Source organism: Aquirufa antheringensis (assembly GCF_004307425.1).
GTDB lineage: Bacteria > Bacteroidota > Bacteroidia > Cytophagales > Spirosomataceae > Aquirufa > Aquirufa antheringensis.
Window position 1 is genome coordinate 601,083 of the sequence record NZ_SEWZ01000001.1, and the last position, 19,606, is coordinate 620,688.

At 42.3% G+C, this 19,606-nt stretch carries 17 protein-coding genes; 3 read left to right on the top strand and 14 right to left on the bottom strand.

The window, feature by feature from the left end:
- Positions 1-70: 70 nt before the first annotated feature.
- From purQ to EWU21_RS02865, 6 genes are all read right to left on the bottom strand, one after another.
- Complete coding sequence (purQ, locus tag EWU21_RS02840; RefSeq protein ID WP_130895286.1) at positions 71-757, bottom strand: phosphoribosylformylglycinamidine synthase I; 687 nt, start codon at positions 755-757, stop codon at positions 71-73.
- A 68-nt stretch (positions 758-825) separates the two neighbouring features.
- Entirely contained in the window at positions 826-1,308 is a 483-nt protein-coding gene (locus tag EWU21_RS02845; protein ID WP_130895287.1) for a hypothetical protein, read from the bottom strand.
- 10 nt (positions 1,309-1,318) lie between these two features.
- Entirely contained in the window at positions 1,319-2,287 is a 969-nt protein-coding gene (locus EWU21_RS02850) for a hypothetical protein (protein ID WP_130895288.1), read from the bottom strand.
- Positions 2,288-2,445: 158 nt separating this feature from the next.
- Positions 2,446-3,762, bottom strand: coding sequence for an adenosylhomocysteinase (ahcY, locus tag EWU21_RS02855; RefSeq protein WP_130895289.1), 1,317 nt, complete (start codon positions 3,760-3,762; stop codon positions 2,446-2,448).
- A gap of 52 nt (positions 3,763-3,814) precedes the next feature.
- Positions 3,815-5,113 (bottom strand): UDP-N-acetylmuramoyl-tripeptide--D-alanyl-D-alanine ligase, encoded by a 1,299-nt coding sequence (locus tag EWU21_RS02860; RefSeq protein WP_130895290.1) that lies wholly within the window; start codon positions 5,111-5,113, stop codon positions 3,815-3,817.
- Between the two features lie 30 nt (positions 5,114-5,143).
- Positions 5,144-6,076 (bottom strand): sulfite exporter TauE/SafE family protein, encoded by a 933-nt coding sequence (locus EWU21_RS02865; protein ID WP_130895291.1) that lies wholly within the window; start codon positions 6,074-6,076, stop codon positions 5,144-5,146.
- Between the two features lie 118 nt (positions 6,077-6,194).
- Here EWU21_RS02865 and leuS point away from each other — a divergent pair, with 118 nt between their 5' ends.
- On the top strand, positions 6,195-9,011 hold the full coding sequence (leuS, locus tag EWU21_RS02870) for a leucine--tRNA ligase (protein WP_130895292.1): 2,817 nt from the start codon (positions 6,195-6,197) through the stop codon (positions 9,009-9,011).
- Positions 9,012-9,044: 33 nt separating this feature from the next.
- Here the strand turns inward: leuS and EWU21_RS02875 are convergent, their stop codons facing one another.
- From EWU21_RS02875 to EWU21_RS02905, 7 genes are read right to left on the bottom strand one after another with little or no spacing between them, the layout of a single operon-like run.
- The gene (locus tag EWU21_RS02875) at positions 9,045-9,404 is read right to left on the bottom strand and encodes a hypothetical protein (protein WP_130895293.1); all 360 of its coding nucleotides are present in this window, start codon (positions 9,402-9,404) and stop codon (positions 9,045-9,047) included.
- A gap of 1 nt (position 9,405) precedes the next feature.
- On the bottom strand, positions 9,406-10,767 hold the full coding sequence (locus EWU21_RS02880; RefSeq protein ID WP_130895294.1) for an alkaline phosphatase family protein: 1,362 nt from the start codon (positions 10,765-10,767) through the stop codon (positions 9,406-9,408).
- A complete protein-coding gene (gene eboE, locus EWU21_RS02885; RefSeq protein ID WP_130895295.1) occupies positions 10,767-11,921 on the bottom strand; it encodes a metabolite traffic protein EboE in 1,155 nt (384 codons plus the stop codon). The genes EWU21_RS02880 and eboE overlap by 1 nt, the downstream gene beginning before the upstream one ends.
- A gap of 1 nt (position 11,922) precedes the next feature.
- Positions 11,923-13,068, bottom strand: a complete 1,146-nt coding sequence (locus tag EWU21_RS02890) for a 3-dehydroquinate synthase (protein WP_130895296.1) — start codon at positions 13,066-13,068, stop codon at positions 11,923-11,925.
- Positions 13,069-13,072: 4 nt separating this feature from the next.
- A complete protein-coding gene (gene eboC / locus EWU21_RS02895; RefSeq protein ID WP_130895297.1) occupies positions 13,073-13,948 on the bottom strand; it encodes a UbiA-like protein EboC in 876 nt (291 codons plus the stop codon).
- Positions 13,948-14,967, bottom strand: a complete 1,020-nt coding sequence (locus EWU21_RS02900; protein ID WP_130895298.1) for a TatD family hydrolase — start codon at positions 14,965-14,967, stop codon at positions 13,948-13,950. The genes eboC and EWU21_RS02900 overlap by 1 nt, the downstream gene beginning before the upstream one ends.
- 1 nt (position 14,968) lies before the next feature.
- Positions 14,969-15,724, bottom strand: coding sequence for an EboA domain-containing protein (locus EWU21_RS02905; protein ID WP_130895299.1), 756 nt, complete (start codon positions 15,722-15,724; stop codon positions 14,969-14,971).
- A gap of 119 nt (positions 15,725-15,843) precedes the next feature.
- On the opposite strand from EWU21_RS02905, the gene EWU21_RS02910 reads away from it, so the two are divergent.
- Both EWU21_RS02910 and EWU21_RS02915 read left to right on the top strand, forming a co-directional pair.
- On the top strand, positions 15,844-17,691 hold the full coding sequence (locus EWU21_RS02910; RefSeq protein ID WP_130895300.1) for a YgiQ family radical SAM protein: 1,848 nt from the start codon (positions 15,844-15,846) through the stop codon (positions 17,689-17,691).
- Between the two features lie 38 nt (positions 17,692-17,729).
- Entirely contained in the window at positions 17,730-17,957 is a 228-nt protein-coding gene (locus EWU21_RS02915; RefSeq protein ID WP_130895301.1) for a zinc ribbon domain-containing protein YjdM, read from the top strand.
- A gap of 82 nt (positions 17,958-18,039) precedes the next feature.
- On the opposite strand, the gene rmuC is transcribed toward EWU21_RS02915, so the two are convergent.
- Positions 18,040-19,302: a DNA recombination protein RmuC gene (gene rmuC / locus EWU21_RS02920; protein WP_130895302.1), complete on the bottom strand. Its 1,263-nt coding sequence runs from the start codon at positions 19,300-19,302 to the stop codon at positions 18,040-18,042.
- Between the last annotated feature and the right edge of the window lie 304 nt (positions 19,303-19,606).

Here is a 19,606-nt window from a genome sequence, read left to right on the forward strand (position 1 = left end):
TATTAACTTGACTGAACAAAAAAAAGGCCTCTCGAAAAGAAAGGCCTTTTTTATGTTGTGCTTTGGAAGATTAAACAGTCTGTAATATCAATTGCTTCATAATCTCTAATCCATCCGTATTATTCAAATCTGGATCTGCCGCTCTTTCAGGGTGAGGCATCATCCCAAATACATTTCTACCTTCGTTACAGATACCTGCGATGTTTAAAAGACTTCCATTCGGATTAGATTCCTCTGTCACCTCGCCATTCTCGTCACAGTAGTAGAACAAGATTTGGTCATTTGCTTTCAAAGAAGCCAACGTCTTCTCATCTGTAAAGTAACGTCCTTCTGCGTGAGCGATAGGTATTTTGTAGGCTTTATTCGTGTCTAATTCTTGTGTTAACAAAGAATTGTTCGTAGCTGCTTTCAAGTAGATATTCTTCGAAATGAATTTCTGGGAACTGTTTCTTAATAAAACACCCGGCAATAAATGCGCCTCTACTAAAACTTGGAACCCATTGCAAATACCCATTAAATAGCCACCGTTTTTAGCGTGCTCAATAACGTGCTCCATAATAGGAGAGAAACGTGCAATAGCACCAGAACGCAAGTAATCTCCGTAAGAGAAACCACCTGGAACGATGATGAAATCACAGTTTTGTAGATCAGTCTCTTTGTGCCAAAGTTTAACAGCCTCATAGCCTAAACTTTGAATGACTCCGACGGTATCGTCGTCACAATTGGATCCTGGGAATACTACTACGCCAAATTTCATATCTTCTTTGCTATTATTTTGTGCAAAAATACGGTTTTTGAATGAAAAATGCAGACCCTTCGGGGCATTTATTTTAACCAAAAGCCGAGTCTCAATCCTGCTTTGGTTTCAAATCCATTTTGCCCAATTCCTGCATTTACCGATAGGTCAAGATGGAAATGGCTGTTGTAGTTTCGTTGAATACCCCAAACACCTCCAGCATACATATTGGTTGCCTCTTCCCCTTTCTTAAAAACAAAAGAAGGCTCCGCAAATAATCCGATGTAGTTTCCAGAATAATTTGTGGAGAGACGCCCTTCGTCTCTCCGTTTCTCTAGGTTATAATAGTGTCGGTATTCGCCTCTCAGCAGGAATAATTTAGACTGTAAACCATTTGTGCTGCCATATCCGATGGAGTTTCCTATAGATAATTTAAGCGAGTTATTTTCTTGTATGCTCTTCTCCAAGCCGATGGAAGGCGATAAAATAGAGATGGAATACAAAGGCTTGGTTTCTTGTGCACTCAGTTGAAGTACGACAAAAAGCAGAAATAAGGTGATAGGGTATTTCATAAGAATGAGTTTAAAAATGTAAGGAATAAGTAAGTCCATTTCTTCCACGACAGACAGCTGTTCCCACATTCGTTGTCCAATTTAAAGGAACGTAATTGAAGGTTTCGTCGATGACCGTTTCGATTTTATAATCATCATTCGTGGAAACAGAATAATGTTTTGTGAATGGGGTATAGTACTCTAGGAAATTGATATCTCCTTCCATTGACATCGCCGCGCTACTATTTCCCCAATAGTAGGTGAACCAAAAACGTTGGCGCCATTCGTGTTTCACCCGCACAGCTAATTTGCGGTAAAAGCCTAAGTCTAAAAGATATACTTCTGCGGTAAAGCGACAGGTCCCTTGTCCTGGGTTTTCGTAGGTGACGGAATTGCTTTCGACTTTATTTAGCATTTTACTAGTTGTATTTTTGATGGCAGATGCTGACTGACTTCTATAAACCGTGGCTTGAGCCACTTTTTCTGGTGAAGTAAGGAAAGTAGCCTTAGTCTGTTCGAAGTCGGCGATTCTTATTTGAAAGACTTTCGATGGATTAACTTGGTATACCAGTTCGCCTATTTGAATCAGCCCATCCTTGTTTATTAATCGGCTTAAAATGGGGTCGTCAACAAGGGGCTGTAGTGATTTGTCGTCATCGTCTCCTACCAGTTTTAGCATATGTTCATAACCTGTTAGGTCGCCTGTTTCTGCCATTTGACTCAGGGAGACCGAATCTAATTTGCGCAATTCAGTGCTTTGAGATTCTAAGAATTGAATATCACGTAAAATCACGGGATCGGAGGGATTCTTTTGGAAATTTTCAACATACGCTTGAAAAGCGACTTGGTCTTCGAAAGCCAGAAAGCCATTCGAGTTAAGCAAAGTATATGTCGTGTTTGCGGGAACGAAAGTAGCTGCAGGATCTTTCGAGCAAGAAGTGGAAAATAAAGTGCAGGCAAATAGGATTGCCACGACGTACGTCGGGTAGCGATTTTTCATTGTATTAGTGGTTAAATGTGAGTACTGGGATAAAGGTAGTTTATTCTTTGAGAGTTCGGTACCCGCACATGGAGATTACCAAGAAACTGATAATGGACAAAAGAAAAAGGCCGCGACTCGTAGAGTCGCGGCCTTTCAAAACCGAACTAGAATAAATCCTAGTATCTGTAGTGCTCTGGCTTGTATGGCCCTGCTTGAGGAACACCAATGTAATCCGCCTGCTCTTTCTCTAGCTTCTCTAATTTAGCACCGATGTGCGCTAAGTGTAAGAACGCTACTTTCTCATCTAAGTGCTTAGGAAGAATGTATACTTTGTTCTCGTAGCTCGCTGAGTTCGCCCAAAGCTCTAATTGAGCTAATGTTTGGTTACAGAATGAGTTCGACATCACGAATGAAGGGTGACCCATCGCACAACCTAAGTTCACTAAACGACCTTCCGCTAAAACGATTACGTTTTTGCCGTCGATTGTGTACATATCTACTTGTGGCTTGATTTGATCTTTCGATGCACCGTAGTTGTTGTTCAACCACTCCATATCGATTTCGTTATCGAAGTGACCGATGTTACAAACGATTGCTTTGTCCTTCATCGCTTTGAAGTGACGATCACGGATGATCTTCACGTTACCAGTCGCCGTTACGAAGATATTAGCGCGTGTTGCTGCTTCATCCATTGGAACTACTTCGTAACCATCCATGGCTGCTTGTAAAGCACAAATTGGATCGATCTCCGTTACTAACACACGGCAACCTGCACCACGTAATGAATCAGCAGAACCTTTTCCTACGTCACCGTAACCAGCTACTACCGCTACTTTACCCGCTAACATTAAGTCAGTTGCACGACGAATCGCATCTACTAATGACTCTTTGCAACCGTATTTGTTATCAAATTTAGACTTCGTTACTGAGTCATTTACGTTGATCGCTGGCAAGAATAACGTGCCATTCTTCATACGCTCATATAAACGGTGAACACCCGTCGTTGTTTCTTCTGATAAGCCTTTGATGCCTTCGATTAACTCCGGATACTCATCAAAAACCATATTCGTTAAATCACCACCATCATCCAAGATCATGTTTAATGGTTGACGATCTTCTCCAAAGAATAAAGTCTGCTCAATACACCAGTTGAATTCTTCTTCGTTCATACCTTTCCAAGCATAAACCGGAATACCTGCTGCTGCGATAGCCGCTGCTGCGTGATCTTGTGTAGAGAAAATGTTACAAGATGACCAAGTAACGTCAGCTCCTAAAGCGGTTAATGTTTCGATTAAAACCGCAGTTTGGATCGTCATGTGAAGACAACCTGCGATACGCGCACCTTTTAAAGGTTGTGCAGCACCGAATTCTTCACGTAATGCCATCAAACCTGGCATTTCTGCTTCTGCTAATTGAATTTCTTTACGACCCCAGTCTGCTAATGCAATGTCTTTTACTTTGAATGGTACATATGTACCCGATTGTGATGCCATTGTGTGTATTTTTTGAAAGGTATTTTCTTACTAAAGTGCAAATTTAATGCAATTATTTGGAATTTTCTAAAAATGCCAAAACACTTTCTAGTTGAATTCCACGCGAACCTTTAACTAAAAGAAAACTGTCCTGAATCGGATGATCTTGTAGCCAAGTATGCAAGCCAAATTTGTCCGGGAAATAATAAGCCGAAGGCAAATGAATTAGTGCGTGTTGCATGTGCTGCCCCACTAAAAGTACTTTTTCAAAGGATAATCCCGCAAGGAGCTTACCCAGTGCCGCGTGTTCATCAGCCGAGGATTCTCCTAATTCAAACATATCTCCTAAAATGACAAGCTTGGGATTTCCTTCCGTTTCAGCAAAATGTGAAATAGCGGCTGACATCGACGAAGGATTGGCATTATAAGCGTCCATCAAAACTTGGTTTGATCCTATTTTGATGAATTGAGAACGGTGATTATTCGGGATGTAGGTGCTGATCCCTGTATTGCATTGCTCATCGCTTAGGGAAAAGAATTTGCCCACCGCAATCGCTAGTTGAATATTTTCAAAATTATAAATCCCTGGTAAGTGCGAATCGATTATTTCTCCAGAAGCTAAAGCATAGCGTACCATCGGTTTTGCCTCTACGAGGGTAGTGGGCATCGCTTCGTTTGAGTACACGGCATTTTGCATTCCTCGTTCGCTAAACATTTCCTGTATAACTCCGGATTGCTGAGGTAAAAAGGTGACCCCTTTTGAAGCTTGTAAAAAGTCGAAAAGTTCTCCTTTTCCTTTGCGCACACCTTCTATTCCTCCAAAACCTTCTAAATGGGCTTTGCCTATATTAGTAATCAAACCATGAGTAGGCTGCGCGATATCAACGAGTTCTTTGATATCACCTTGTTTGTTCGCTCCCATTTCGATCACCGCGATTTCATGCTCTTTTTTAATAGATAAGATAGAAAGAGGGACACCGATGTGGTTGTTCAAGTTACCAGTGGTGGCAAAGCAGTGGTATTTTTGGGATAAAACAGAAAAGATTAATTCTTTCGTGGTAGTCTTTCCGTTCGAACCGGTTAAGCCCACAATGGGTATTGTTAAGGTTTGGCGATAGGCGGTTGCCAAAGCTTGCAAGGCTAACAAGCCATCTTCTACTAGTAAGGTGCGTTCTCCTGCTAAGTAATCCGCATCATCGATAATTGCATACTGAGCTCCTTTCTCTATGGCTTCGGCGGCCATCGCATTGGCATTGAAATTAGGGCCTTTTAAGGCAAAGAATAGATTACCAGCTTGAATCTTTCGGGTATCTGTGGATACTCCGGTAGAGGATAAGAACCTTTCTAAAAGGGTTTGTGTGTTAACAATCATTAGCCTGTTGTGACAATTGACTGCAAATATCTACAAAAATTTTGGAACCCCTAAGATAATCTGACGCAGACTGACGATGATAATGACGATTCCCACGAGAATCATCATGGATTTTACTGGCAACTTATTCGCTAAACGTGCCGCGATAGGAGCTGCGATGACACCGCCTAGAATTAATCCGATGATGACATGTAGATATCCTAGACCGATAACAGCAAAAAAGGTTAGCGATGAAGCAAGTGAAACGAAGAACTCCGTCAAGTTCACACTGCCAATCGTATACTTCGGATGACGCCCGGAGGCAATCAGGGTAGAGGAAACAATTGGTCCCCAGCCGCCACCGCCAATGGAATCTAAGTAACCACCAAAGAGCGCTAACCAGCCTACTCGTTTCAATTGACGCTTTTCTTGGCGTTTGATGAGGGCCTTGCGAATGATAATGGCACCTAGGAATAACGTATATACAGAAACGATAGGTTTGATGTATCCAGCATACTCCTCTAAACTCGATAAGACATAGGCTCCTAAAATAGCTCCAATCACACCTGGAATCACGAGTGTCTTAAATAATTTGGAATTCACATTGCCAAACTTCAAGTGCATGTAGCCTGAAACTCCGGATGTAAATACTTCAGAGGCATGAACGCTTGCTGAGGCTGCGGCAGGCGTGATGCCCACGGATAACAAGAATGTTGTTGCCGTTACACCATAAGCCATTCCCAAAGCACCGTCAATCATTTGGGCAATAAATCCTCCTAATACGTAATATAAAATGGACGAATCGACCGTGTTGAACACGGCGATGACTTTTTCTGCCGTAAGGTACGTGAATAAAAGATGCCCCACGATCATCAATGCCAGCGCATTGCTAATGTGAATAATCACTTCAGTGATGCTACGATCACGCATCCAGATGGTTTGGATGGCATTAAAAATACTCGGAAAATTTCTTTTAGGAGGCATAGATTTTTTAATTCCCTACAAAGTTAATAGACTTTACTTAATCTACCAACAAAGTAGAGTAAATATTTTTTCATAAAAAAGCCGTAATTTGCATCTCCTTTTACAATAAATACATTTTATGCGTACAGAGTATCAGTTTAGAGAGATCGAGAAAGCTTGGCAATCGTTTTGGGAAGCTAATAAAACATTCCAGGCTCAGGTAAATCCAGCAAAGCCCAAATATTATGTCTTAGACATGTTCCCATATCCATCAGGAGCCGGATTACACGTGGGTCACCCGCTGGGCTATATTGCCTCTGATATTATGGCGCGCTACAAGCGTTTGCAGGGATATGAGGTGTTGCACCCGATGGGTTTCGACTCTTTTGGTCTACCTGCTGAGCAATATGCGATCCAAACAGGTCAGCATCCCGCCATTACGACGGAACAAAATATCGCTCGTTATATCGAGCAATTGAAGAATATGGGCTTCTCTTTCGATTGGTCGAGAGAGGTCAGAACCTCTGATGCGTCTTATTACAAGTGGACGCAGTGGATTTTTATGCAATTATTCAATTCTTGGTATAACCAGGAATCAGATAAAGCGGAGTCTATTGAAACCTTGAAGTCTATTTTAGGGGCCAAAGGTTCGATCGGATTAAAAGCCGTATGCGATGAAGAAGTTACTCGAATCACAGCGGAACAATGGAATGCGATGTCTGCTGACGAGCAGTATGCCTATTTATTGAGCTTCCGTTTAGCCTATTTGGATGATTCAGTGGTGAACTGGTGTCCGCAATTAGGGACGGTTTTAGCGAATGACGAGGTCAAAGACGGTGTTTCGGAGCGTGGCGGTTACCCAGTGGAGCAGAAGAAAATGCGCCAATGGTCAATGCGCATCACGGCCTATGCCGATCGCTTATTGCGTGGTTTGGACGAAGTGGATTGGGCTGATTCTTTGAAAGAGCAGCAACGCAATTGGATTGGAAAATCGATCGGTACGGATGTGGAATTTGCCATTGAAAACGTTTCGGATAAGAAGATAAAAGTATTTACCACACGAGTGGACACCATTTATGGGGTCTCCTTTATGGTATTAGCGCCTGAGCACGAGTGGGTTTCGGAATTAACGACACCAGCTCAGAAAGAAGCGGTGGAGGAATATGTGAATTGGGCCAAAACCCGTTCGGAACTGGACCGCGTCTCCGAAGTAAAAACCATTTCAGGAGTTTTCACAGGAACCTATGTGATCAACCCACTGAACCAAGAACGCGTCCCTTTATTCCTAGCTGACTATGTGTTAGCTGGATATGGTACAGGAGCCGTGATGGGCGTTCCATCAGGCGATCAGCGTGACTGGAATTTTGCGAAACATTTTGACTTGCCTATTCCGGCTATTTTAGATGGCCAAAAAGACATCGAAAAACAAGCAGATCCTACGAAAGAGGGGAAATACATTCATTCCGGAATGATTAATGGAATGGGCTACAAGGAAGCGACGGATACCTTGATTACTTGGTTAGAGGCGAACGGAATCGGAAAAGGGAAGGTTCAATATAGAATGCGTAATGCGGTATTTAGCCGTCAACGTTATTGGGGAGAACCTGTTCCGGTGTATTTCAAACCAACAGCCTCAGGCGATTTATTGCCTTATTTGATCGAAGAGTCTGAATTACCTTTGGAACTGCCTAAAATCGATAAATACCTGCCAACTGAGACGGGTGAACCTCCTTTAGGACGGGCCGCAGCTGATTGGAAATACAAAGGACAATACGATTACGAATGGTCTACGATGCCAGGATGGGCAGGCTCTTCATGGTATTGGTACCGCTATATGGATGCCACGAATTCAGGTGAATTCGCTTCGAAAGAGGCGATTAACTACTGGAAAGCGGTGGATTTGTACATTGGAGGGTCGGAGCACGCGACAGGTCACTTGTTGTATTCTCGTTTTTGGAACAAATTCTTGAAAGATTTAGGCTATGTGCCGGAAGAGGAATTTGCGAAAAAATTGATCAACCAAGGGATGATTCAAGGGCGTTCGAACTTTGTTTATCGCTTAAAGGATTCAGCCAAAGTCACTTTTGTCTCTCACGGCTTAAAAGATCAATACGACGTAGCGGCACTTCATGTGGACGTGAATATCGTAGAAAACGATGTATTAGACTTAGAGGCATTCAAAAAATCACGTAACGACGTGCCTGCAGATGCAGAATTTATTTTAGAGGACGGCAAGTATGTGTGCGGTTGGGAAGTGGAGAAGATGTCGAAATCGAAGTTTAACGTCGTTAATCCGGATGATTTAATTGCCAAATACGGCGCAGACACCCTTCGTGTCTACGAGATGTTCCTTGGACCTTTAGAGCAATTTAAGCCTTGGAACACGAACAGTATTTCGGGATCGCATAATTTCTTGCGCAAGGTTTGGCGTTTATTCTTTGATGACAACACGAACACTTCGAAAATAGTGGACGCACCTGCGACTCCAGAAGAATTGAAAGTATTGCACACGGCGATTCGCAAGGTGCAAGATGATTTAGATCGCTTCTCGTTCAATACGGTGGTTTCGACCTTGATGATTTGCGTGAATGATTTGGGTGCCTTAAAATGCCACAAGAAATCCGTTTTACGCGAATTAGTGATCTTGTTGTCTCCTTACGCACCGCACATCGCAGAAGAACTGTGGGCCGCTTTAGGCGAGCAGGAGGGAAGTATATCGTATGCTTCATTCCCTGCTTTCAACGCTGCTTTCCTAGAGGAAAATGATTTCAATTACCCGATTTCATTCAATGGTAAAGTGAAGTTAACGCTTGCTTTCCCCGTTACGGCAACGCCAGCGGAAATTGAAGCGGCGGTTTTAGCGAATGAACAAGTAACGAAACATTTGGAGGGCAAGACGCCTTCGAAAGTAATTGTCGTTCCGAAGCGGATTGTGAATATCGTATTAGGTAAATAAAAAAAGCTCCTCAATTTGAGGAGCTTTTTTTTATTATTCTCTTGGAGGTCCGCCTTGACGCATTTGGCTTTGCATCGTTTTGTATTTCTCTAGTTGTTCTGGCGTTAAGATGGCTTTGAATTGCTCTGCTTGCGCATCGTTTGCTTTCTTCATTTCGGCCATCATTTCTTCTCTTTCCATTCCTTGCTCGCGTAATTCCATCATTTTTTTCATTCGAGCTTCGATGAGCGGTTCTACTTTCGCAACTTGCTCTTTCGATAAACTTAATTCTGTTGTCATGCGCTCAACTTGACGTTGAATCATCGCTTGCGGATCCATTCCTTGTGCATGGATGCTTGTACTGAATGCCATCATGGCTACCACAAAGGCAAAAATGGTGCTGATCTTTTTCATATTAATTAGGGAAAATTGTTTCCCAAATATATTGATATACTTGGGTTGGTGATATCTGTTTGTCGATATTTTGCGACGAAATAAAAACAGGGTAATAGGCCTCATCGCAGAAAGGACTACCGTGAGAGCCTTTCACTAAGCTCGCATCGAGCGGAATTACGTCCATTCGGTAGCGGAATCCTAAGAGTTTACGCGCTAATTTATAGGCCGCTCTGAGCTTTATGAAGGGGTTTTTAGGATCCATGAACATTTCAACTGGATCGTAACCTGGTTTCTTGAAGATGTCTACACAGCGAGCGAAGTCCGGCGCCTTCGCGTCATCTAACCAATAATAATAGGTAAACCACTTGTCAGAATCTGCGACCAAAACCAGATCTCCACAACGCTCGTGTGCGATGTGGTAGTCTTCGAGTTCTTTTCCACTGAGGATTTTGGCGATGCCCGGAACCTTTTCGAATATGGCTTTGATTTCGGATGGGTTCTTGCAATAAATGTGCGCAATTTGGTGATCAGAAACGGCGAAAGCTTCACTAGCCCCCGGATCTAATAATTCCAGTCCTTGCTCTTCTCGAATGGCAATTTTACCTTCCTCGCGTAATACGCGATTTAAATGAATCGGTGTATGGACATCATTGATACCATATTCGGATAACAAGATGATTTCTGTGTTTTTGGCCTCAAAATGTGTGATCAATTGTTCTAAAACCCGATCTATTTCGCTTAACTCTTTTGCAATGGCCGGCAAATCCACCCCGAACTTCTGCAGACAATAGTCTAAATGCGGTAAGTAGATCAAGTTTAGCGTAGGATCGTATTTTTCATCCACATAGATAGACGCATCCGCAATCCATTGAGTGGACTTGATATTCGCATTCGGACCCCAAAAATTAAACAGAGGGAATGTACCCAGTTTGGCCTGTAATTCATCTCGTAGAGTGGCAGGATACGAATAGCAATCAGGCGCCTTCACCCCATCAGAATGGTATTGAGGACGGGGAGTTACCGAATAATCCGCAGAGGAATACATATTATACCACCAGAACATTTTCGCGCAGGTGAAATTCGGATCTTTCTTTTTGGCGGCCTCCCAGATTTTTTCGGCCCTCACTAAAGGATTCGACTGTTTCCAAAACTTCACTTCCGAATCCGTCTTATCATACCAGCCATTCCCTACGATGCCGTGTTCTGATGGACTTTTACCTGTCAAATACACCGATTGAGAGGTGGTCGTTACCGCCGGAAAGGGAGGTTGTATTTTTTGGATCTGCTTCCTCTGGATATAGGCATATAAAAAGGGGGTGTACTCCGCGGAAATAACACTTTCGCTGAGCCCCACCACGTCGATAACGGCAGTCTTTTTCATCATCCTAATAGGTCTGTGATGGTTTTTATTTCGCGGCTAATGGATTCAGCCATAGGTACTTGGAAGGCAGGAGGTAATACGCCCCAGGTATAGGTTTCGATTTCCAAATGATTCGTAAACGGGCTAGCCTTTTGAATAGCGAGCGTTTCACGGATTTCTTTTTGAGTGGATCCTAAAAGACCATAGGTTTCTAAAAATAGTGGTACATGGAAATGCACCCGCCATTCTTCGTAGGTATTAATGGTATAGGCCGCAAAGGCCTCGTCTAAATCTTTGAATTCTTGATAGGAACCGTCTTTGCGTAAGGCTTTGACCTGATGTAAATAAACGGGTTCTTGGTATTTTTGTAATTCCGCGATCTTTTCTGCTTCCTGTTCTCTTAAATCGACACGTAAGGCAGAACTGATTTGAATCTTTCCCACGGGGATGTTTTTAGCTTTCAGTTCCTGAATACTTGCCTCTGGCGCATCAAAGCTCACTCCATAATGGCAGATGTCAAAGCACAATTGGATGTGTTTTCTGATCAAATCTGGATTTCCTGAAGGCAATAATACCTGCTCATACCAAGCCACAAAATCACCGTGATTGCTCAATAAGCCATCCGGCTCCGGTTCGATATCAATGTGGATAGTTTTACCGGTGTTTTTCTCAATCTCAGCTAATACATCAACGACTTCCATTAGATGTTGCGTCGATGCGTACATCGCTTGCTGGCGCTCTTCTGCTGTATTCCACCAGAATTTATAAGACAGGGGAGAGGTAGAAATGCCTCCCTCGTTCTCTGTTAAAAGTGCAGCTAAAATATGCGCTAAACGAATCGTATAATCCCTTCTATCCGTCGTAGTCCAATCGGGTGCGTGCACCTGATCTTTAACGATGGTGTTGTGAAAACCTCCGTAAGGGAATCCATTGAGCGTAAAAACATATAGATTTTGCTCAGAAAGCCATGTTTGTAAATCCTTTAAAGCTGCAGGATCTTGTAAATCAATACTTGCTTGATTCGCAAATCGCAGACCCAAACCCATTGGCTGGTCGGGTGAAACCTGTGCCTTCACCTCAGGAACATGCTGTTTTAATTGCGCAAAGTGTTCTGACCAAATCTCTCCGGTATGAATATTACTGCAATAAGTCAGGTGTCCGTAAGGCGTTTTCATATTAGGCGATTTGTTCCAGGTAATCGACTGATTTTTTGATGAGATCGAAATCCATCTCGTGCACTTCCACTCCTTTGCCTACTTGTTCTAACAAGGTGATGGTTAATTGCCCGCCTAAATGTTCTCTGAACTCATTTAAGCCGTTCGTTAAGTTGATTTTGTCATTTTCTGCCAAAGCAGGATGAAAAATTGCAAAACCCAGTTTTTTCAACAAGTGGATGATGCGATCTACGTCTTCTTTCGTCAAATGACCGATCAAGTGCGAATAGACGCTATCTAAGGCTATTCCAATCGCCACAGCTTCTCCGTGACGGATCTTGAAATCGCTTAAGTATTCTAATTTATGTGCCGCCCAATGGCCAAAATCCAAGGGTCTAGCCGAACCAAGCTCAAAAGGATCTCCACTCGCGATATGTTGCATATGTAGCGAAGCGCAACGGTAAATCTGCTCAATCATCACAGACTTGTCGCGCTGATTCATCGCATCCGCAGTTGATTCTAACCAAGTAAAAAAGCTAATATCTTTTATCAGGGAAACTTTAACAGCTTCCGCAATTCCCGAACGCCAATCTCTTTCACCTAAACTCTCTAGGAACGAATAATCGTTAAATACAGCTACCGGTGGAGCGAATGTGCCCAGGAAATTCTTCTTTCCTAGGTAATTGACGCTGTTTTTAACACCTACACCTGAATCGTTTTGGGATAATACAGTCGTCGGTATCCGGATGAATTTCACGCCTCTATGGGAGATAGCAGCAGCATAGCCGGCCATATCCAAGAAAGCCCCACCACCGATGCAGGCCACAAACGAGTGGCGATCGATTCCGTGTTCATCTAACGCGCGAATCACCTCCTCGTAAAAGCGAGGGTCGTTTTTACACACTTCTCCGCCCGGAAGTACTAAAATTTCTGGGGCTAAATCGGCGGGAGAATGTTGTTGAAAATAGTGGACAATTTCTGCCGTTAAATCGGTCTGAATATCCGTTATCCCTTTATCGAGTACAAAAAGAATCTTTTTGCGAAAGCTAGGGTTGCCAAAGTTTTGGACAAAATCAGCAAAAACGCGATTTTCTGGCACGAATAAACGTTCCGTGAAGAATACCTCGTAAGAATAGGGTACCTGAAAATGTTGTTTTAAAGATTGCATAGGTTTACGTAACGGCGAATTTTTTAGCTAAACCCAAAGATACGGGTAATAAGGCTAAAACAAAGAGGGCGACCATCCATTGTCCACTCGAGGCTACCCACGCTGCATTCATCAATATAAGCGTCAATACCCCTGTTTTTACGGTTAATCCAATGTTTTTGCCCATCGGATTCTTAATAGCAACGCTTAGTTTTCTAAAAATCAGGATAAAGTGGGCCAAGACAAATACCAAGGCAAATTCCACTTTCTCCGCTAAAAATAATTGTGAAGCGTGTACTATCAGAAACAAAAATCCAGCAAAATAAAGCGTTGTGGCCTTACCTCCATGAACTTCGCCTCTACTTACTAACGTAATGGCTGCAATGTAAATCAATGGGATAGCGATCACTGGAAAGTGTTCTAAAACCCCTAATTCATATACGCTCATCCCTAATAGTAGATTATATGCTCGGCATAATCCCATGTTGATAGGCCCAAAAATCCGCATGTGTTTCCCTTTCCAATCATAAAAAAGTGCTAGGGCGGTGATGAAAACGGCGACAATACCACTCAGTCTACTTTGCCAAAAGGCCAGAAAAATACCAAATGATAATAAGACAATGCCCCCGAAAATTGCTTCTGATCTTTTGATTCGACCACTCGGCAAGGCTCTTTCGGGTCTTTCGATGCGATCTAGTTCGTGATCAAAAACATCATTAAACACCACGCCTCCCGCATACAAACACATGCTCGAGAGGCCTAGGAATAAGGCAGGGTAGAACTGGTAGTCTAATCGACCAAAAACAAAGCCCACAATGGCTAAACCTGCCATGATATCAGACAGTGCCGTGACTACATTCGCAGGCCGAGTAAGCTCAGCAAAAGCTCTAATTTTAGACATTAGCGAATGAAGATTGAGTTTTTATCTACGCGAGGAGCTTGTCCGCCACGCAACACCGTATTGCCATTATACTTCAAAGATTGATCAATTTGTAATCCGTCAATAAAGTCTTTCTCATTGATTTGTCCGCTTTGCGCGAAAGAATCGAGGGCATTTTGGTAAGTCACCTTTTGGATATCTGCGTCAGATATGCCTTTGATTTTCATCAAGGCCGCTGTTTTAGGAATCGCCAAAGGATCAGAAATCCCCCAATCCGCCGCCGAATTCACCATAATGCGTTCCGACCCATATTGCTTCACAATCTCTACCATTCGCTCATTCCCCATTTTGGTGAAAGGATAAATAGTGAAAGCCGCATAAAATCCTTGGTCTAAAACTGACTTCACCGTCTCTTCATTATTGTGGTCAATCACGACCATATGAGGTGCTAAACCGTGCTCTAAGGCAATCGCCATACTGCGTTCGGTTCCCTTTTTCTTATCTCGGTGTGGCGTGTGCACTTGTACAGGCAATCCCATCTCTTTCGCAAGCTCTAATTGAGCTCTGTAGTATTTTTCCTCTGCGGCCGTTTGGTCATCAAAACCAATTTCACCTACCCCCACAACGCCTTCTTTCTGTAAAAACAAAGGTAAAATCTCCATTACCTCTTCCGCAAGTGCCTCATTATTCGCCTCCCTGGAGTTTAATCCAATTGTGCAATAATGCTTGATGCCAAACTGAGACGATCTAAAACGCTCCCAACCCACTAAACTCGCAAAATAATCCTTGAACGAAGCTAATCCCGTGCGCGGTTGCCCTAGCCAAAATGCCGGCTCAATAATGGCCACCACACCCGCATCCGCTAGTGCCTGGTAATCATCGGTGGTACGGGAAGTCATATGAACGTGAGGGTCGAAAAACCTCATCCCTTGTGTATAGGCCGCAAAGCCACCTTCTACTTCTTGGGCAGTTTGTTTTTCCTCGGTGGATCCTTCGAAATGGGAGGGATTTAATTTAGGTTCGTTGGGGTTTTGGCACATATTAATAGGCTGTTTCTTCTTTTTCTAACACCTTCCAGGCTTCTAGAGGGCTATTTTGTAGGACCAATTCAGCGGCTTTTTGATCGTTCGGATCAGCGCTTTCTGCTAGTCTTTTTAAATCTTGTTCTTTCGTCTCTGTCTGGAAGTTTCGGATTAATCGCCAAACTTGTGATGGCACCCGTCTTCCAGCCGCCCACCGTTCGTGTGCAAAATCGGCCAGCGTATTCGCTAGCGCTTGATTTGCACGCTCATCTAATCCTTCAATTAAATGGATGGGCTTATCATTGAAAATGCATTTTAAGACTAATTGGTTCCAGGCTAATTCACTGAAATATTGGAAAGGATATGGATTGCCAAAGGCAATGGCATCAAAAACCGGCCCCATATTGGATCTAACCGCATCGGTAGCCCGATGTAACCAAATTTCTGGCGTAGGTAAAACGGGCAATGCTCGATAAAGAGCGACTAATTCGTTCATTTCCGCCGTATCAAATAAGGTCTCGATTCTGGATTTACCATCTTCTTTTTCAGCTAGCTGAATTAATAAGTAAACGCGAACGAGCTGATCAAGCGTGCTATTTTGCCAATTCCAACCGGGGATATTGCCTACTCGTGTTTTAGCTACTTGGCGAGGTACCATCACAAAGGCTAAAGACAAACCTTTCGAATCAGTTATTATTTTATCTGCTATCCAGGCTAGTTCAGTTGGACTGGCCAAAGACTGAATAGATTGATATAGAAGTTCGGCGGTATTCAATTTTGAAATAGGTTTAATTCATCACTATGAACGAATTTACTAAAAAAAAGTCAATTCGCTCCTGATTTTTGACAGGATATTCAATAGGTTAAGCCCCTAAATTCCGCTAATTTTGTTTTATGGAAGAAAGACCGATAACTGACTGGCTGCCCCTCACGAAAAAAGAGGTGGAAAAACGTGGCTGGGATGAACTGGACGTGATTTTAATCTCTGGTGATGCCTATGTGGATCACCCGGCATTTGGTACGGCTGTCATCGGTCGAATCATGGAAAGTGAAGGTTTGAAAGTGGGTATCGTCGCACAGCCAAACTGGAAAGACGATTTGCGTGATTTTAAGAAATTAGGTAAGCCCAAATATTTCTTCGGCGTAACCGCAGGATGTATGGATTCCATGGTGAATCACTACACGGCTAATAAGCGCTTACGTTCGAACGATTCCTATACACCTGGAGGCGAAGCTGGTTTTAGACCTGATTATGCGACCACGGTTTACACCAAGATTTTAAAAGAAATTTACCCAGATATACCTGTTTTAATCGGTGGCATCGAGGCCTCTCTTCGTCGAGTAACCCATTATGATTATTGGGCGGATAAATTATTCCCCTCTATTTTAGTTGATTCTGGAGCTGATATGTTGGTGTATGGAATGGGAGAGCAACCCTTGCGCGAGATTATGCGTGGGGTGAAAGAAGGTAAGAAATTGGGCGATTTGACCCACATCAATCAAGTGGCATTCTTGCAGAAAACAGCTCCTGCTTGCGATTGGGAAACGGTTGAATTAGCTAGTCATGAAGTTTGTTTAGAAGATAAGATCAAGTACGCATCCAACTTCAAAATTGTTGAAGTTGAATCCAATAAGTGGCAGGCAAACCGCATCATCCAAAAAGTAGGAGAGGACGTATTAGTCATTAATCCTCCATTTAAAACGATGGAAGAGGTCGAAATGGATAAATCATTTGATTTGCCTTATACGCGTTTGCCTCACCCTAAATACCGAAAGCGTGGACCTATTCCTGCTTTTGAGATGATTAAATTCTCGGTCAATATGCACCGCGGATGTTTTGGAGGATGTAGTTTCTGTACGATTTCAGCCCACCAAGGCAAGTTTATTGCTTCTCGTAGTGAAAAGTCGATCATGAAAGAGGTCGAGCAAATCACGAAAGCACCTGATTTTAAAGGCTATATTTCTGACTTAGGAGGACCTTCTGCGAATATGTACCGAATGAAAGGGAAAGATGAGGAGATTTGTGCGCGTTGTGTCAGTCCTTCTTGTATCCACCCCGTTATTTGTAATAACTTAGATACTTCACATAAACCTTTGACGGATATTTACCGCAAGGTGGATAAGCATCCTGCCATTAAAAAGGCTTTTGTAGGGTCAGGAGTTCGCTATGATCTTTTAGTGGATGATTTCAATAAAAATAATTCAGATGGTAATCACGACGAATACATGGAGCAATTGATTACGCGCCACGTATCTGGTCGTTTGAAAGTTGCCCCAGAGCATACTTCTGATGCAACATTACGTATTATGCGTAAGCCATCGTTCAAATATTTCCATGCCTTTAAAAAGAAATATGATGAGATTTCTGCCAAATTTGGCCTAAAACAACCTCTCATTCCCTATTTCATCTCTTCTCACCCAGGTTGTGAAGAAGAAGATATGGCAAATCTTGCTGCAGAGACAAAAGATTTAGGTTTTCATTTAGAACAAGTTCAAGATTTTACACCTACTCCAATGACGGTGGCGGAAGTAATTTATTATTCAGGTGTTCACCCATACACTTTGCAGCCCGTTAAAACGGCCAAAACAAGGGAAGAAAAGCAGAATCAAAACAAGTACTTTTTCTGGTATAAACCAGAGTACAAAGATTGGATTCGTAATCGTTTGACACAATTAAAACGACCTGATCTGGCACAGCGCCTTTTAGGATTTAGAAATAATAAAAATGGTTGGAACAAATAATCCAGCTTTTCATTAATTAACCAAAAAACAATAAGACAATGGATGAGAATGAAGAATTAATCGTTCGCGATAGCAATGGAGCTGTTTTGAAAGATGGCGATTCGGTTACTGTCATTAAAGATTTAAAAGTACGTGGATCATCTAGCGTAATCAAGCGCGGAACGATGGTAAAAAACATTCGTTTAACGGACGATGCAGATGAAGTAGAGGGTAAAGTAGAGAAATCGATGATGGTTTTACGGACTGAGTTTTTGAAGAAAGCGTAAGCTTTATGGAGATAGGAGATGAGAGAGTATAGAGTATAGATGGTTGATCTCTACTCTATACTCTATAATCTCTACTCTAAATTTATTCTTCTTCAATTTCCGGCTCTTCATCCTGAACCAATCCCTGATTCAGTTTTTTAGTTGATTTAATGCCCAATTTATGTAGGTTTTGGGCTCTATTAATTAGGTTTCCTTTTCCGGTACTTAGTTTGTTTATGGCATCGCTGTGGGCATCTTCTGCTTTCTTGATGTGCTTTCCTACATCTTCCATATCCTTCGTAAATCCGACAAATTTGTCATATAAATCACCCGCCTGGCGTGCAATTTCAATAGCATTTCTCGTTTGATACTCTGTCTTCCAAACCGAAGCAATGGTTCTTAACGTCGCTAATAGGGTAGAAGGGGAGACTAAGACAATTTTACGATCCCATGCATAATTGAACAAGCTTGTGTCCTGACTGATGGTAGCTACGAATCCAGATTCAATAGGGATGAATAGCAAGGTGAAATCTGGACTGGTTAAATCTAATGCGGTGTGGTAATCTTTCGAAGATAGCTCTTTAATGTGTGTTTTTAGAGATTCAATGTGTGCTTTTAAGGCCAAATCCTTTTCGATAGTACCTTCCTCAGCACTGGTGTAACGTTCATACGCTACAAGTGAAACCTTACTATCAATAATAAGGTTTTTATTGTCAGGTAAGAAAATGACTGCATCTGGTTTGATTGTATCATGGTCCTGGTTTTTAGTCACAAATTGCGTCTGGTATTCCATACCATTCTTTAATCCAGAGCTTTCTAATACACGTTCCAAAATCATCTCACCCCAGTTCCCTTGCGACTTATTGGATCCCTTCAGGGCATTCGTTAAATCTTCTGTTTTCTGTGTAACCGTTTGATTTAAGCTTGTCAGGTTTTTGATTTGCTCCATAAGAACAGTGCTTTGTTCTAAGCTGTTTTTTTGACCCAAGTTAACCTTCTCCTCAAATTCACGTAATTTCTCTTTCAGAGGGTTTAAAACATCGTTTAATTTAACTTGTTGTTGATCGCTAAGCATCTTTCCTTGTCTCAGAACGGATTCGTTACTGATATCTACTAACATTTTGCGTAGTTTCTCCTCATCTGACTTCTGATTCTCTACTGTCATCTTTAAGGTTTCATTCTGGCCTTCAATTTGTGATAATTTTCCAAATAGTGTCCGATTTTCTGCTTCCAATGAAGTCACTTTCGTTTGATCTTGGCTAGCCTGCGCTAATTGACTTTGTAACAAGGCTAATTTACCTTGAAATAGGAGATAGGTAGCTCCTGTGCCGGCTACTAGGGCTAGAATGATGTAGAGAATTGTCATGTAGCAAATGTAAATAATAAAGCACAAAGCATAAAGAATAAAGCTGATAATCAGTAGGCAGTGGGCAGTCGATAGTCGATAGTCAAGAGTCGAGAGTCGAGAGTCGATAGTCGAGAGTCGATAGTCAAAGACCAAAGTTCAAAGAGCAAAGAGCAATACTCAAATTGCTGAGTGCGCGGGGCGATATTTCATGAGTGGATAAAAAACGAGGCGGCAGCCTCTTTTTTATGCCGTATCTCTACTCTTTGCTCTATACTCTCTACTCTATTTCCTGATTACTGCCCACTGATAACTGACGACTAAT

What these genes read in the sequence shown, in the direction of transcription:
- purQ (WP_130895286.1), bottom strand. Translation starts at nt 757, where the DNA reads ATGAAATTTGGCGTAGTAGTATTCCCAGGATCCAATTGTGACGACGAT.
- EWU21_RS02845 (WP_130895287.1), bottom strand. Translation starts at nt 1,308, where the DNA reads ATGAAATACCCTATCACCTTATTTCTGCTTTTTGTCGTACTTCAACTG.
- EWU21_RS02850 (WP_130895288.1), bottom strand. Translation starts at nt 2,287, where the DNA reads ATGAAAAATCGCTACCCGACGTACGTCGTGGCAATCCTATTTGCCTGC.
- ahcY (WP_130895289.1), bottom strand. Translation starts at nt 3,762, where the DNA reads ATGGCATCACAATCGGGTACATATGTACCATTCAAAGTAAAAGACATT.
- EWU21_RS02860 (WP_130895290.1), bottom strand. Translation starts at nt 5,113, where the DNA reads ATGATTGTTAACACACAAACCCTTTTAGAAAGGTTCTTATCCTCTACC.
- EWU21_RS02865 (WP_130895291.1), bottom strand. Translation starts at nt 6,076, where the DNA reads ATGCCTCCTAAAAGAAATTTTCCGAGTATTTTTAATGCCATCCAAACC.
- leuS (WP_130895292.1), top strand. Translation starts at nt 6,195, where the DNA reads ATGCGTACAGAGTATCAGTTTAGAGAGATCGAGAAAGCTTGGCAATCG.
- EWU21_RS02875 (WP_130895293.1), bottom strand. Translation starts at nt 9,404, where the DNA reads ATGAAAAAGATCAGCACCATTTTTGCCTTTGTGGTAGCCATGATGGCA.
- EWU21_RS02880 (WP_130895294.1), bottom strand. Translation starts at nt 10,767, where the DNA reads ATGAAAAAGACTGCCGTTATCGACGTGGTGGGGCTCAGCGAAAGTGTT.
- eboE (WP_130895295.1), bottom strand. Translation starts at nt 11,921, where the DNA reads ATGAAAACGCCTTACGGACACCTGACTTATTGCAGTAATATTCATACC.
- EWU21_RS02890 (WP_130895296.1), bottom strand. Translation starts at nt 13,068, where the DNA reads ATGCAATCTTTAAAACAACATTTTCAGGTACCCTATTCTTACGAGGTA.
- eboC (WP_130895297.1), bottom strand. Translation starts at nt 13,948, where the DNA reads ATGTCTAAAATTAGAGCTTTTGCTGAGCTTACTCGGCCTGCGAATGTA.
- EWU21_RS02900 (WP_130895298.1), bottom strand. Translation starts at nt 14,967, where the DNA reads ATGTGCCAAAACCCCAACGAACCTAAATTAAATCCCTCCCATTTCGAA.
- EWU21_RS02910 (WP_130895300.1), top strand. Translation starts at nt 15,844, where the DNA reads ATGGAAGAAAGACCGATAACTGACTGGCTGCCCCTCACGAAAAAAGAG.
- EWU21_RS02915 (WP_130895301.1), top strand. Translation starts at nt 17,730, where the DNA reads ATGGATGAGAATGAAGAATTAATCGTTCGCGATAGCAATGGAGCTGTT.
- rmuC (WP_130895302.1), bottom strand. Translation starts at nt 19,302, where the DNA reads ATGACAATTCTCTACATCATTCTAGCCCTAGTAGCCGGCACAGGAGCT.